The sequence below is a fragment of the Pseudomonas viciae genome (assembly GCF_004786035.1).
Lineage (GTDB): Bacteria > Pseudomonadota > Gammaproteobacteria > Pseudomonadales > Pseudomonadaceae > Aquipseudomonas > Aquipseudomonas viciae.
Map to the genome: position 1 here is coordinate 6563568 of NZ_CP035088.1, position 13719 is coordinate 6577286.

Genomic DNA, 13719 nt, shown 5'->3' on the forward strand with positions numbered 1-13719 from the left:
CCTTCATCGCGAGCAAGCTTTGCTCCCACATAAATCCCCTCGCCACAGAGGATCTGTCGCTTAACTTGGTGAAAACCTGTTAATCAGGCTTGGCGATCTTCCAGGCGCCGTCCATTTTCTCGTCGCCGGTCATGTCTCCCTCCTTCTTGTCCATGATGAAGGTGTACAGCGGCTTGCCATCGTAGGCCCACTGCTTCTTACCATCGTCACGGGTGATCACAGTCCATTTGCCTGAAGGCTTGGCCTCGCCTTCGACCATGAGCGGCGGCCAGTTCTGCGCGCATTTATCATTGCACACCGACCTGCCGTCTTTGTCGTTGGCAAACGTATACAGCGTCATGCCTTTGTGATCGGTGAACATGCCGCCTTTTTCCATCGCCGGCTCAGCCGCGAACACCAATGCCGGCAGCGCCAGCGCAGCGGTCACCGCCAGAACCTTGATGGTTTGGGTGAAGTAAGTCATGGAAACCTTCTTGTGTGGTTGTCAGGATTCGGACTGAAAAGCTTAGTCGAGGATCCTCTACACTGCCGGATACCGAAATATCTGTCACACGACTGCAATAATTCCGTTATCTAATGCGGCGCAAGACAGTTAAATGACAAGAGGATTACCCCATGGTTGGCAGGAGCATTCTGATCGTCGACGACGAGGCGCCCATCCGCGAGATGATTGCCGTCGCGTTGGAGATGGCCGGCTATGACTGCATGGAAGCAGAGAACTCTCAACAGGCCCACGCCATCATCGTCGACCGCAAGCCCGACCTGATTCTGCTGGACTGGATGCTGCCCGGCACGTCTGGCATTGAATTGGCGCGGCGCCTCAAGCGTGATGAGCTGACCGGTGATATTCCGATCATCATGCTCACCGCCAAAGGCGAAGAGGACAACAAGATCCAGGGCCTGGAAGTGGGCGCCGATGACTACATCACCAAGCCGTTTTCCCCACGGGAGCTGGTGGCGCGCCTGAAGGCCGTGCTGCGTCGTGCCGGGCCAACCGATGGCGAGGCGCCGATTGAAGTCGGTGGCCTGCTGCTGGACCCCATCAGCCACCGCGTGACCATCGACGGCAAACCCGCCGAGATGGGCCCGACCGAATACCGCCTGCTACAGTTTTTCATGACCCACCAGGAGCGCGCCTACACCCGCGGGCAACTGCTGGATCAGGTCTGGGGCGGTAACGTCTATGTCGAGGAACGCACGGTGGACGTGCACATCCGTCGCCTGCGCAAAGCCCTCGGCGATGCTTACGAGAATCTGGTACAAACGGTGCGCGGCACCGGTTATCGTTTTTCTACCAAGGCCTGATCCGAGCCCTTACCGCCCGACAAGCTGACAAGGACGCGCGTTCAATTGAATCAAAACTGGCATGGCACCCTGATTCGCCACATGTTGCTGCTGGTGACCGGCTGTCTGGTGATCGGCTTGATCAGCGGCTATTACGGTTGGAGCCTGGCCGCAGGCCTGGGGCTTTACCTGGCCTGGACCCTCAAGCAATTGCTGCGCCTGCATGAGTGGCTGCGCCTGCACCAACCCGACGAAGCCCCGCCCGACGGCTATGGCCTGTGGGGTGAGGTGTTCGACAGCATCTACCACCTGCAACGGCGCGACCAGCGCGTTCGCGGGCGCCTGCAAGCGGTGATCGACCGGGTCCAGGAATCCACTGCCGCGCTGAAAGACGCGGTGATCATGCTCGACAGCGACGGCAACCTGGAATGGTGGAACCGCGCCGCCGAGACCCTGCTGGGCCTCAAGACGCCACAGGACAGCGGTCAGCCGGTAACCAACCTGGTACGCCATCCGCGCTTCAAGGAATATTTCGAGCAAAGCAACTATGCCGAGCCGCTGGAAATTCCTTCGCCCACCAATGATCGGCTGCGAATCCAGCTGTACATCACCCGCTATGGCAACAACGAGCACTTGATGCTGGTGCGTGACGTGACGCGCATCCATCAGCTGGAACAGATGCGCAAAGACTTCATCGCCAACGTTTCCCATGAATTGCGCACGCCGTTGACGGTGATCTGCGGTTACCTGGAAACCCTGCTCGACAACGTCGAGGAGGTGAACCCGCGTTGGACCCGTGCCTTGCAGCAGATGCACCAGCAGAGCGGGCGCATGCAGACCCTGCTCAACGACTTGCTGCTGCTGGCGAAGCTGGAAGCCACCGACTACCCGTCGGACAACCAACCGGTGCCCATCGACGACCTGCTGCAAACCATCACTGAAGACGCGCAAGAACTGTCCGGCCCCAAACAGCAGCGCATCACACTGGAAGCCGACCCGGTCGTGCAGCTCAAAGGCAGCGAGGCCGAACTGCGCAGTGCGTTTTCCAACCTGGTGTTCAACGCGGTCAAGTACACGCCGGAGCAAGGCCAGATCCGCGTTCGCTGGTGGGGCGATGAGCAAGGCGCGCACTTGAGCGTGCAGGATTCAGGCATCGGCATCGACAGCAAACACCTGCCGCGCCTGACCGAACGCTTCTACCGGGTCGATTCCAGCCGCAACTCCAACACCGGCGGCACCGGGTTGGGCCTGGCGATCGTGAAGCACGTTTTGTTACGTCATCGCGGACGCATGGAAATCAGCAGCGTGCCAGGCCACGGCAGCACGTTTACCTGCCATTTCGCCCCGACGCAGGTGGTTCGCGTGCGTCTCGCCAGCCCTGCCGATTGATGCCGATCAGCACTCGCCACTAGGCAACCGCCGAGTCAGCCGCTACATTGGCTGACTTGTGCCTGCCTTTTCAGGTACTCATTTCTAACCCTTACGAATATACGGAACCCGCAAAACTCCATCATGGACCCTTCCCCTGGCTTGTCCCTCGCAACACTCTTCGCCGAATTCGGCATGATTCTTTTTGCTCTGATCCTGGTTTTGCTCAACGGTTTTTTCGTTGCGGCCGAATTCGCCATGGTCAAGCTGCGCTCGACCCGGGTCGAAGCCATTGCCGAAAAAAACGGCTGGCGCGGGCATATCCTGCGCACCGTCCACAGCCAGCTCGACGCTTACCTGTCGGCCTGCCAGTTGGGTATCACCCTGGCCTCCCTGGGCTTGGGCTGGGTCGGTGAGCCGGCGTTCGCCCACATCCTCGAGCCGCTGCTGGGCGCGGTTGGCGTCGAGTCGCCGGAAGTGATCAAGGGCGTATCGTTCTTCACCGCGTTCTTCATCATTTCGTACCTGCACATCGTGGTCGGTGAGCTGGCGCCCAAATCCTGGGCAATCCGCAAGCCCGAGCTGCTGTCGCTGTGGACCGCCGTGCCGCTGTACCTGTTCTATTGGGCCATGTACCCGGCGATCTACCTGCTCAACGCCAGCGCCAACGCCATTCTGCGCATCGCCGGCCAAGGCGAGCCCGGCCCACATCACGAACATCATTACAGCCGTGAAGAACTGAAGCTGATCCTGCACTCCAGCCGTGGCCAGGACCCCAGCGACCAGGGCATGCGCGTACTGGCCTCGGCCGTGGAGATGGGCGAGCTGGAAGTGGTGGACTGGGCCAACTCCCGGGAAGACCTGGTGACGCTGGAGTTCAACGCACCGCTAAAGGAAATCCTGGCGATGTTCCGTCGCCACAAGTTCAGCCGTTATCCGGTGTACGACAGCGAGCGCCAGGAGTTCGTCGGCCTGCTGCACATCAAGGACCTGCTGCTGGAACTGGCGGCCCTGGATCACATTCCCGAGTCGTTCAACCTGGCCGAGCTGACCCGACCGCTGGAGCGCGTATCGCGGCATATGCCGCTGTCGCAGTTGCTGGAGCAGTTCCGCAAGGGCGGTTCGCACTTCGCCGTGGTCGAGGAAGCCGACGGCAACATCATCGGCTACCTGACCATGGAAGACGTGCTGGAAGTGCTGGTGGGCGACATTCAGGACGAACACCGCAAGGCCGAACGCGGCATCCTGGCCTACCAGCCGGGCAAGCTGCTGGTACGCGGCGACACGCCGCTGTTCAAGGTTGAACGCTTGCTCGGGATCGATCTGGATCACATCGAGGCCGAAACCCTCGCCGGGTTGGTCTACGAAACCCTGAAGCGGGTGCCGGAAGAGGAAGAAGTACTGGAAGTCGAAGGCCTGCGGATCATCATCAAGAAGATGAAAGGGCCGAAGATTATCCTGGCGAAGGTGTTGATGCTCGATTGAGCGTCAACGCCAAGCCGAGTGCATGACTGAGTCTGTAGGAGCTGACGAGCGAAGCGGGGCTGCGATCTTTTCACTGCCAATTGAGTCTGGAGCGAAAGATCGCAGGCTTCGTCGCGGGCAAGCCTTGCTCCCACAGATAGAGCCCTCCACCACAAAAGCCCCTTCGCCACACCTCAGCGCTATTGCTTGCCCACCGCAAAGTTGGGCAACTCCCCCACCGGTTGATTGAACTGGTAGGGAATCGACACCAGCCCCAATCCGGTATTGCGCTGCACCACGAAATGCAGGTGCGGGCCCGAGCTGTTGCCGGTATTGCCCGACAACGCCAACGGCGAGCCCACCCCGACCCGCTGCCCTTCCCGCACGCTCACCGAGCCTTTTTGCAGGTGCAGGTAAACGCCCATGGTCCCGTCATCGTGCAGCACCCGCACGAAATTGCCCGAGGGATCATCCCCGCGGCCGGTCTGCGCATTTTCGGTTTTGATCACCACGCCGCCCCGCGCCGCGATGATCGGCGTGCCTTCGGGCATGGCGATGTCCATGGCGTAACGGTTTTTCGGCCCGTAGTGGCTGTACTGCCCGTTGGCACCCTGGCTCAGCCGGAACGGCCCTCCTTGCCACGGCAACGGATACCGATAGGCCTGTGCCGAGCCTGCAGGGTCGCCCAGGGAATATTCGAACCTTGGGGTATACACCAACGGCCTGCCAGGTTGCGTGGCCGTGAGCAGCGCCAGGCGCAGGTTGCTACGTGCCGGCAGCACCCGACGAATCGGCCGGCTCGGCGCCCCGCTGACGTTGCGCAACCCGGCGAAACTCAACTCGATCTCCACCGGCGCGTACAGGTCGTTGCGCACGAACACTGCATCCGCGCCCTTTTGCTTCTTGATGTCGAGAAAGACCTGTCGCTCCAGGCGTTCAACCATGCGGTCACGGAACACGAACACTTGGGCGCCCCTACTGGGACGGTCACTGTAGGACACCACGCCATTGGCGTCGGTGGATTTATAGATCGTCATGGCCATGGCCGAGGTGGAGGCCAAGACAAGACCGCAGGCGAACAACAGGGGCGCGAGCATGGGCAAAGGTTCTGTCGAAAAGTGAAGGCCTGCACAGCAGCCTAGCAGCTGGGATGGACCAGCGTAGTCGACGGATGTTTCAAAATTGGATCAACTATTGATGTTGAATCTTATGGCCCCTTCGCGAGCAAGCCCGCTCCCACATAGAATCTTCAGTGTTCACTGGATCGAGTGTGGGAGCGGGCTTGCTCGCGATGACGGACTGACAGACGCCGCCGAATCAGGCGCCCGGCACGAAGTGTTTCTGCGCCGTACCGCGAGCGATCAGGCGGGAGATGTAGTCGAGTTTCTGCGGGTCTTTGTCGACGAAGCGGAAAGTCAGTTGCAGCCATTCGCTGTCGGGCGTCTGCTCGTGGGCGACAATGGCGTGCAGGTAGCCGTTGAGGCGAGCGGTTTCGGCGTTGTCGCCCTGCTCCATGTCCAGCACCGCGCTTTCCAGCACTTGCGGCAGAGTGTCGGTGCGTTTGACCACCAGCAGCGCTTCCTTGAGGCTCAAGGCCTTGATCACGCATTGCTGGGTGCCGCTAGGCAGGCGCAACTGGCCCTGGCCACGGTTGGCGGCCGGAGCGGAGGCCGCCGGGGCCTTGACGGGCGGGCTGTTGAGCAAGCCACGGGCCGGGGCTGCTGCAGCTGCGGGAGCAGGCGCTGCAACGACGGCTGGCTTGGCAAAAGGGTTCGCCGCAGGCGCCGAAGCGACAGCGGCAACTGGCGCCTTGCCACCGGTCAGAGCGCTGAGGGAGTCATTGCCGAACGCCGAGTTCATTTTGGTCGGGGCGCTGTTCATCAACGTGTCGAGCTTGCCGACCTTGTGCAGCGCCTGCTTGACCTTGGTCAGCAACTGTTCGTTGGTAAACGGCTTGCTGACGTAGCCGGAAACGCCGGCCTGAATCGCCTGGACCACGTTTTCCTTGTCGCCGCGGCTGGTGACCATCACGAACGGCATACCCTTGAGGGTGTCCTGCTGGCGGCACCACGACAACAGTTCCAGGCCGGACATTTCCGGCATTTCCCAGTCGCACAGCACCAGGTCGAACGCCTCACGGGCCAGCATAGCCTGGGCTTTCTTGCCATTCACGGCATCTTCGATGCGGATGCCCGGGAAGTAGTTGCGCAGGCACTTCTTCACCAGGTCACGAATGAACGAAGCATCGTCCACGACCAACACACTGACCTTACTCATCCAGATACACCTCTAAAAAATCCCGGCAAGCATACCGCTTTTACTGATGGCACATTGCCAAAAACCTTCAGTCACGCCGGGACTCTTCGTTCGCGGGGTGCTGCTTTCAATTAAAAAGACCACAAAAAAAAGCCCGACCAGAAGGCCGGGCGCTTTTCTCGGGCAATCTTACTTATCGTCAGTTTCGCCAGGAACATTAGCAGTTTCGGACAGGGTGCCCTCAACTTCTTCTTTCATTCGCTTGAGCCCCAAATGCCGCACATCGGTGCCGCGCACCAGATAGATCACAAGTTCCGAGATGTTGCGTGCATGATCGCCGATACGCTCCAGGGAACGCAGCACCCAGATGATGCTCAGTACCCGGGAGATGGAGCGTGGGTCTTCCATCATGTAGGTCGCCAGCTCGCGCAGGGCGGTCTTGTATTCGCGGTCGATGATCTTGTCGTACTGGGCCACCGACAACGCCAGGTCGGCATCGAAGCGGGCAAAGGCGTCCAGCGCATCGCGGACCATGTTGCGCACCTGGTCGCCAATGTGGCGAACCTCGACATAACCGCGCGGCGCTTCGCCTTCTTCACACAACTGAATGGCACGGCGGGCGATCTTGGTGGCTTCGTCGCCGATCCGCTCAAGGTCGATGACCGACTTGGAAATGCTGATGATCAGGCGCAGGTCGGAAGCGGCCGGTTGACGACGGGCCAGGATGCGCAGGCACTCCTCGTCAATGTTGCGCTCCATCTGGTTGATCTGGTCGTCGATCTCGCGCACCTGCTGGGCCAGGCCCGAATCGGCCTCGATCAGCGCGGTCACCGCGTCGTTGACCTGCTTTTCCACCAGCCCGCCCATGGCCAGCAGGTGGCTGCGCACCTCCTCAAGCTCGGCGTTGAACTGGGCGGAAATGTGGTGAGTAAGGCCTTCCTTCGAAATCATCTTGTTCGCTCCGCGAAAGTTGCAAGCTTCAAGCTGCAAGCTTCAAGCAGTTAAATGTTGATCCTGATCGCACCGCCTCGGTCCTGCGGCTTGCAGCGACCTCGACTAGCCGTAACGACCGGTAATGTAGTCCTCGGTCTGCTTCTTGGCCGGATTGGTGAACAGGGTATCGGTGTCGCCGAATTCCACCAGTTTGCCCATGTACATGAACGCGGTGTAGTCCGAAACCCGCGCCGCCTGTTGCATGTTGTGGGTCACGATGACGATGGTGAACTTGGACTTGAGCTCGTAGATCAGCTCTTCGACTTTCAGCGTCGAGATCGGGTCCAAGGCCGAGCAAGGTTCGTCGAGCAGCAAGACTTCCGGCTCCACGGCGATGGTGCGGGCAATCACCAGACGCTGCTGCTGACCGCCGGACAAACCCAGCGCCGACTCATGCAGGCGGTCCTTGACCTCGTCCCACAACGCCGCGCCCTTGAGGGCCCACTCTACGGCTTCGTCGAGGATGCGCTTCTTGTTGATGCCCTGGATGCGCAAACCATAGACCACGTTCTCGTAGATGGTTTTCGGAAACGGGTTGGGCTTCTGGAACACCATGCCCACGCGACGACGCAGCTCGGCCACGTCTTCGCCCTTGCGGTAGATGTTGTTGCCGTAGAGGTTGATTTCACCCTCGACGCGGCAACCGTCCACCAGGTCGTTCATGCGGTTGAAGGTGCGCAGCAAGGTCGACTTGCCGCAGCCCGACGGACCGATGAACGCGGTGACGCGCTGTTTCGGGATGTTCAGGCTGACGTCATACAACGCCTGCTTCTGGCCGTAGAACAGGTTCAGGCCGGGCACTTCGATGGCGACGGTTTCCTGAGCCAGGTCCAGGCTCTGCTTGTCGCGGCCCAGGGCCGACATGTTGATGCCGCGTGCTTGTACTTCGTGTTGCATGGGAGGCTCCCTGTGCTAACAAATTCGGTTCGTTGGCCGCTGAGCGGCAATGCCATTCGGTGTACTTGTGGAAGCGGGCTTGCTCGCGAAAGCGGTGTGTCAGCTTGCATCTGTGCTGAATGTGCCGCCGTCTTCGCGAGCAAGCCCGCTCCCACATGGAAATCAGCTATCCAGTGCTTTGTACTTCTCGCGCAGGTGGTTACGGATCCACACCGCCGACAGGTTGAGCGTGGCGATCACCAGCACCAGCAACAGCGCCGTGGCGTACACCAGCGGGCGTGCCGCTTCGACGTTCGGGCTCTGGAAGCCCACGTCATAGATGTGGAAGCCCAAGTGCATGATCTTCTGGTCCAGGTGCAGGTACGGGTAGTTGCCGTCCAACGGCAGCGACGGGGCCAGTTTCACCACACCCACCAGCATCAGCGGCGCCACTTCACCCGCGGCGCGGGCCACGGCGAGGATCATGCCGGTCATCATCGCCGGGCTCGCCATGGGCAGGACGATTTTCCACAGCGTCTCGGCCTTGGTCGCGCCCAGGGCCAGGGAGCCTTCACGCACGGTACGCGGGATCCGCGCCAGGCCCTCTTCGGTGGCCACGATCACCACCGGCACCGCCAGCAGCGCCAGGGTCAACGAGGCCCAGAGCAGGCCTGGGGTACCAAATGTCGGCGCCGGCAGGGCTTCGGGGAAGAACAGACGGTCAACCGAGCCGCCCAGTACATAGACGAAGAAGCCCAGGCCGAACACGCCGTAAACGATGGCCGGCACCCCCGCCAGGTTATTCACCGCAATGCGGATCAGGCGAGTCATCGGCCCCTGGCGGGCGTATTCGCGCAGGTAAACCGCTGCCAGCACGCCGAATGGCGTCACGATCATCGCCATGATCAGGGTCATCATCACCGTGCCGAAAATCGCCGGGAAAATCCCGCCCTCAGTGTTGGCTTCACGTGGGTCGTCGCTGAGGAACTCCCAGACCTTACTGAAATAGAAGCCGATCTTGGCGAAGGTGCCCATACCGTTCGGCTGGTAGGCGTGCACCACTTTACCGATGTCGATTTCCACTTCTTTGCCGTTGGCATCGCGTGCGGTCAGGCTGTCACGATTGAACTGCGCATGCAGGTCGGCGAGGCGGACTTCAATGTCCTTGTAACGGGCAGTGTATTCAGCCCGTTCGCTTTCCAGGTCTGCTTGTGCGGCGGCATCGAGCTTGCCCGCCAACTCCAGTTTGCGGCCATGCAGACGGACGCGTTCCAGGCCGGCGTTGATCGCGCCGATGTCGACTTTTTCCAAGGTCTTGAGATCGGCGGCCAACTGGTTGACCCGTTGTATACGGGCCTGCAGTTGCGGCCAGGCAGCCTCGCCTTCGGCGATGACCTTGCCTTGCTCCTTGACGTTGACCAGGTAACCGTAGAAGTTGCCCCACTCACGTCGCTCCAGGGCCATCAGCTCTGGCGGGGTCGTCTGGTTGGTCAACCAGTCGCCAACGATCCAGGTGAAGTCGGTGCCGTTCAGGTCCCGGTTGCCGACCTTGATCAGCTCGCGGGTCATGAACTCGGGGCCTTCGTCCGGCACCGGCAGGCCGGCACTTTTCAGGCGTTCACGAGGCACTTCTTCTTTCTGCACCACTTCGCCGACCACCAAGTGCGCAGGCATGCCCGGCACGTTGTAGTTAGCGTGGATCAGGTCCGCCGGCCAGAAGTGGCCCAGACCGCGCACGGCAATCACCGCCAGCAGGCCAATGGTCATGATGACCGCGATGGACACCGCACCACCGCTGATCCAGACGCCGGGGGCGCCGCTCTTGAACCATCCTTTCAGGGAGTTCTGTTTCACAGACTTCTACCTTTCTTAAAGCGACGAATATTTCTTGCGCAGACGCTGACGGATCAGCTCGGCGAGGGTGTTCATGACGAAGGTGAACAACAGCAGCACCAGTGCCGACAGGAACAACACGCGGTAATGGCTGCCGCCGACTTCCGATTCCGGCATTTCCACCGCCACGTTGGCCGCCAGGGTGCGCAGACCTTCGAACAGGTTCATTTCCATGACCGGCGTATTACCGGTGGCCATCAGCACGATCATGGTCTCGCCGACCGCCCGGCCCATGCCGATCATCAGCGCCGAGAAGATGCCCGGGCTGGCGGTGAGGATCACCACGCGGGTCATGGTCTGCCACGGCGTGGCACCGAGGGCCAGTGAGCCCAGGGTCAGACCGCGCGGCACGCTGAACACAGCGTCTTCGGCAATGGAGTAGATGTTCGGGATAACCGCAAAGCCCATTGCCAGGCCAACCACCAGGGCGTTGCGCTGGTCGTAGGTGATGCCCAGGTCATGGGAAATCCACATGCGCATGTCGCCGCCGAAGAACCAGGCTTCCATGTACGGGCTCATGTACAGCGAGAGCCAGCCCACGAACAGGATCACCGGAATCAGCATCGCGCTTTCCCAGCCTTCCGGCACCTTCAGGCGGATCGACTCGGGCAGGCGGCTGAAGACAAAACCGGCCACCAGGATGCCAATCGGCAGCAGCATCAGCAGACTGAAGATGCCCGGCAGATGCCCTTCGACGTACGGCGCCAGGAACAGGCCGGCGAAGAAACCGAGGATCACCGTCGGCATCGCCTCCATCAGCTCGATCACCGGCTTGACCTTGCGACGCATGCCCGGAGCCATGAAGTACGCGGTGTAGATCGCCGCGGCAACCGCCAGTGGCGCGGCCAGCAGCATTGCGTAGAACGCGGCTTTCAGGGTACCGAAGGTCAGCGGCGAGAGGCTCAGCTTGGGTTCGAAGTCGGTGTTGGCGGCGGTCGATTGCCAGACGTATTTAGGCTCGTCGTAGTTTTCGTACCAGACCTTGCTCCACAACGAGCTCCACGAAACTTCCGGGTGCGGGTTTTCCAGCAGCAGCGGTTGCAGCTTGCCGCCCTGCTCCACGATCAGGCGGTTGGCCCGTGGCGACATGCCGAACAGACCCTCGCCTTCGATCACCTGATCCACCAGCAAGGTGCGGTGGGCGGTACTGTGGAACACGCCGAGCTTGCCGGATGCGTCAAGGGCGACGAAGCCTTTGCGGCGTTCTTCGGCGCTGATCTCGACGATGGGCGCGCTGCCCATCTGGAAGGTACGAATCTGTTTGAAGCGCAGCTCGCCGTCTGGGTCGCGGGCCATGAACCACTGGGCCAGGCCGCCTGTGGAGTCGCCAACGATCAGCGAAATCCCGCCCACCAACTGGGTCGTGGCGGTGACTTGGGCGTCACCGTTTTCCAGCAGTTTGTAACGACCGTTGAGGCTCTTTTCCCGCAGGCTGAACACGTCGGCCTGGGCACGACCGTTGATCACGTACAGCCATTGCTGACGCGGGTCGACGAAGATGTTCTTTACAGGCTCGGTCATCTGCGGCAGCTCGATACGCGTCTGCTCGTTGGTGACTTCACCGGTCATCATGTTTTCTTCGCTGGAGAGCGACAGAACATACAACTGGGCACCGCTGGAACCGGCAAGCAGCAGGGTCGAATCGGTGGCATTGAGGCTGACATGCTCCAAGGGCATGCCCTGCTCGTTCAAGGCAATTGGCGTCTCGCCGTAAGGGTATTCGATAGCCGGCGAGATGGTTTTCTTACCGTCCGGATAGCTGACCTTATAGGTATGACGGAACACCAGGGCCTGGCCATTGGACAGGCCGACCACTACCAGTGGGCTACCGGGCTGGTCTTCGCCGATGGAGGCCACGCTGACACCGGCCGGAATCGGCAGGTCGACACGACGCAGCTGCGCACCGCTGTCGATGTCGAAGAACAGCGCCTGCCCCTTGTCGGAAACCCGCATCGCCACCTGATTCTGCTCTTCGATAGCGATCATCAGCGGTTTGCCGGCGTCTTGCATCCAGGCCGGAGCGATCGAGTCCTTGGCGGTCAGGTCCGCACCTTGGAACAGCGGGACGACCACATAAGCCAGGAAGAAGAAGATCAGGGTAATGGCCGCCAGAACAGCGAGGCCGCCAATCAGGACGTACCAGCGGGTCAGGCGATCCTTGAGCGCACGAATACGGCGCTTGCGTTGCAGCTCAGGCGTATTGAAGTCAATGCGCTTAGGAGGGGAAGTCGTAGTCATTGTGGAGTTGGCCAGATCATTCATGCGCACACCCTAGCGATCCTGTATGACAGAAAGATGACAATGCAGTGACGCAACAAATCCGCCGCCGAGAGTATCGGCAGCGGACAGGAATTTTGGGGTGTGGGAGCAGGCTAGCTCGCCGGGTCAGTCAACATCCGTGTTGAATGCACTGACCGCGTCGCGAGCAAGCTCGCTCCCACAAGAGTCCGGACTTTGGCCCGGGCTCAGGTGTTACTTCTTGGCGACGTTGCCGCCTTCCGACAGACCCAGGTCAGCCAGTGCCTTGGCGGCTACTTTGGCTGGCAGCGGGATGTAGCCGTCCTTGACCACAACTTCCTGGCCTTGCTTGGACAGGATCAGCTTCACGAACTCAGCTTCCAGCGGAGCCAGAGGCTTGTTCGGCGCCTTGTTGACGTAAACGTAGAGGAAGCGCGACAGCGGGTACTTGCCGTTCAGGGCGTTTTCTTCGGTGTCTTCAACGAACTCAGTGCTGCCTTTCTTGGCCAGGGCCACGGTCTTCACGCTGGCGGTCTTGTAGCCGATGCCCGAGTAACCGACGCCGTTCAGCGAAGAGCTGATCGACTGCACGACCGAAGCCGAGCCTGGTTGTTCGTTGACGTTTGGCTTGTAGTCGCCTTTGCACAGGGCTTCTTCCTTGAAGTAGCCGTAGGTACCGGATACCGAGTTACGACCGAACAGTTGAACCGGCTTGTTGGCCAGGTCGCCGGTCACGCCCAGGTCACCCCAGGTTTTCACGTCGGTTTTACCGCCGCACAGACGAGTGGACGAGAAAATCGCGTCGACCTGTTCCATGGTCAGGTGCTTGATCGGGTTGTCCTTGTGTACGAATACAGCCAGGGCGTCCACGGCAACCGGGATGGCGGTAGGCTTGTAACCGTACTTGGTTTCGAAAGCCTGCAGCTCGTTGTCCTTCATCTTGCGGCTCATCGGGCCCAGGTTGGCAGTGCCTTCGGTGAGTGCGGGCGGCGCGGTGGAGGAACCGGCAGCTTGAATCTGGATGTTTACGTTCGGGTATTCTTTCTTGTAGTGCTCAGCCCACAAGGTCATCAGGTTGGCCAGGGTATCGGAGCCGACGCTGGACAGGTTGCCCGACACACCAGTGGTCTTGGTGTAGCTCGGGATCGCAGGGTCAACAGCGGCAACCGCGTTGGCAGTCGCAACGCCAGCAGCGACAAAAGTCATTGCCGCCATCAAACGCTTCAGTTTCATGCCTTACTCCTAGCAGATAGGGTGTGTTAAGTCGGCCAAAGTATCTGTAAGCCGTGTGAACACTCTATGGCTGAAATATGACAATTGGATGAAAGGCCAGCATTGAGTTCTACA

11 protein-coding genes are annotated in these 13719 nt (G+C 60.5%); 3 read left to right on the forward strand and 8 right to left on the reverse strand.

Annotation, left to right across the window (positions count from 1 at the left end; translation table 11 throughout):
• Window positions 1-79: 79 nt before the first annotated feature.
• Entirely contained in the window at window positions 80-463 is a 384-nt protein-coding gene (locus EPZ47_RS29405; protein ID WP_135847846.1) for a COG4315 family predicted lipoprotein, read from the reverse strand.
• A 152-nt stretch (window positions 464-615) separates the two neighbouring features.
• Here EPZ47_RS29405 and phoB point away from each other — a divergent pair, with 152 nt between their 5' ends.
• The 3 genes from phoB to EPZ47_RS29420 all read left to right on the forward strand — a co-directional run bounded on the left by phoB (window position 616) and on the right by EPZ47_RS29420 (window position 4137).
• A complete protein-coding gene (gene phoB / locus EPZ47_RS29410; protein ID WP_003177195.1) occupies window positions 616-1305 on the forward strand; it encodes a phosphate regulon transcriptional regulator PhoB in 690 nt (229 codons plus the stop codon).
• Window positions 1306-1386: 81 nt separating this feature from the next.
• A complete protein-coding gene (phoR, locus tag EPZ47_RS29415) occupies window positions 1387-2673 on the forward strand; it encodes a phosphate regulon sensor histidine kinase PhoR (protein ID WP_238346776.1) in 1287 nt (428 codons plus the stop codon).
• A 123-nt stretch (window positions 2674-2796) separates the two neighbouring features.
• Complete coding sequence (locus EPZ47_RS29420; RefSeq protein ID WP_135847848.1) at window positions 2797-4137, forward strand: hemolysin family protein; 1341 nt, start codon at window positions 2797-2799, stop codon at window positions 4135-4137.
• Between the two features lie 179 nt (window positions 4138-4316).
• Here the strand turns inward: EPZ47_RS29420 and EPZ47_RS29425 are convergent, their stop codons facing one another.
• The 7 genes from EPZ47_RS29425 to EPZ47_RS29455 all read right to left on the reverse strand — a co-directional run bounded on the left by EPZ47_RS29425 (window position 4317) and on the right by EPZ47_RS29455 (window position 13605).
• A complete protein-coding gene (locus EPZ47_RS29425; RefSeq protein ID WP_135847849.1) occupies window positions 4317-5213 on the reverse strand; it encodes a peptidoglycan DD-metalloendopeptidase family protein in 897 nt (298 codons plus the stop codon).
• 220 nt (window positions 5214-5433) lie between these two features.
• Complete coding sequence (locus EPZ47_RS29430) at window positions 5434-6393, reverse strand: response regulator (protein ID WP_135847850.1); 960 nt, start codon at window positions 6391-6393, stop codon at window positions 5434-5436.
• A 168-nt stretch (window positions 6394-6561) separates the two neighbouring features.
• The gene (phoU, locus tag EPZ47_RS29435) at window positions 6562-7323 is read right to left on the reverse strand and encodes a phosphate signaling complex protein PhoU (RefSeq protein ID WP_025216204.1); all 762 of its coding nucleotides are present in this window, start codon (window positions 7321-7323) and stop codon (window positions 6562-6564) included.
• A gap of 105 nt (window positions 7324-7428) precedes the next feature.
• Window positions 7429-8262, reverse strand: a complete 834-nt coding sequence (gene pstB, locus EPZ47_RS29440) for a phosphate ABC transporter ATP-binding protein PstB (protein ID WP_135847851.1) — start codon at window positions 8260-8262, stop codon at window positions 7429-7431.
• Window positions 8263-8424: 162 nt separating this feature from the next.
• Window positions 8425-10095: a phosphate ABC transporter permease PstA gene (gene pstA, locus EPZ47_RS29445; RefSeq protein WP_135847852.1), complete on the reverse strand. Its 1671-nt coding sequence runs from the start codon at window positions 10093-10095 to the stop codon at window positions 8425-8427.
• A 15-nt stretch (window positions 10096-10110) separates the two neighbouring features.
• Window positions 10111-12144 (reverse strand): ABC transporter permease subunit, encoded by a 2034-nt coding sequence (locus tag EPZ47_RS29450; RefSeq protein ID WP_178084346.1) that lies wholly within the window; start codon window positions 12142-12144, stop codon window positions 10111-10113.
• Window positions 12145-12606: 462 nt separating this feature from the next.
• On the reverse strand, window positions 12607-13605 hold the full coding sequence (locus EPZ47_RS29455; RefSeq protein WP_135847854.1) for a phosphate ABC transporter substrate-binding protein PstS: 999 nt from the start codon (window positions 13603-13605) through the stop codon (window positions 12607-12609).
• Between the last annotated feature and the right edge of the window lie 114 nt (window positions 13606-13719).

Excerpts from the sequence above, each read along its gene's own strand:
- EPZ47_RS29425 (WP_135847849.1), bottom strand. The coding sequence starts at position 5,213 with ATGCTCGCGCCCCTGTTGTTCGCCTGCGGTCTTGTCTTGGCCTCCACC.
- EPZ47_RS29405 (WP_135847846.1), bottom strand. The coding sequence starts at position 463 with ATGACTTACTTCACCCAAACCATCAAGGTTCTGGCGGTGACCGCTGCG.
- pstB (WP_135847851.1), bottom strand. The coding sequence starts at position 8,262 with ATGCAACACGAAGTACAAGCACGCGGCATCAACATGTCGGCCCTGGGC.
- phoU (WP_025216204.1), bottom strand. The coding sequence starts at position 7,323 with ATGATTTCGAAGGAAGGCCTTACTCACCACATTTCCGCCCAGTTCAAC.
- EPZ47_RS29430 (WP_135847850.1), bottom strand. The coding sequence starts at position 6,393 with ATGAGTAAGGTCAGTGTGTTGGTCGTGGACGATGCTTCGTTCATTCGT.
- EPZ47_RS29455 (WP_135847854.1), bottom strand. The coding sequence starts at position 13,605 with ATGAAACTGAAGCGTTTGATGGCGGCAATGACTTTTGTCGCTGCTGGC.
- EPZ47_RS29450 (WP_178084346.1), bottom strand. The coding sequence starts at position 12,144 with ATGCAAGACGCCGGCAAACCGCTGATGATCGCTATCGAAGAGCAGAAT.
- phoB (WP_003177195.1), top strand. The coding sequence starts at position 616 with ATGGTTGGCAGGAGCATTCTGATCGTCGACGACGAGGCGCCCATCCGC.
- phoR (WP_238346776.1), top strand. The coding sequence starts at position 1,387 with ATGTTGCTGCTGGTGACCGGCTGTCTGGTGATCGGCTTGATCAGCGGC.
- EPZ47_RS29420 (WP_135847848.1), top strand. The coding sequence starts at position 2,797 with ATGGACCCTTCCCCTGGCTTGTCCCTCGCAACACTCTTCGCCGAATTC.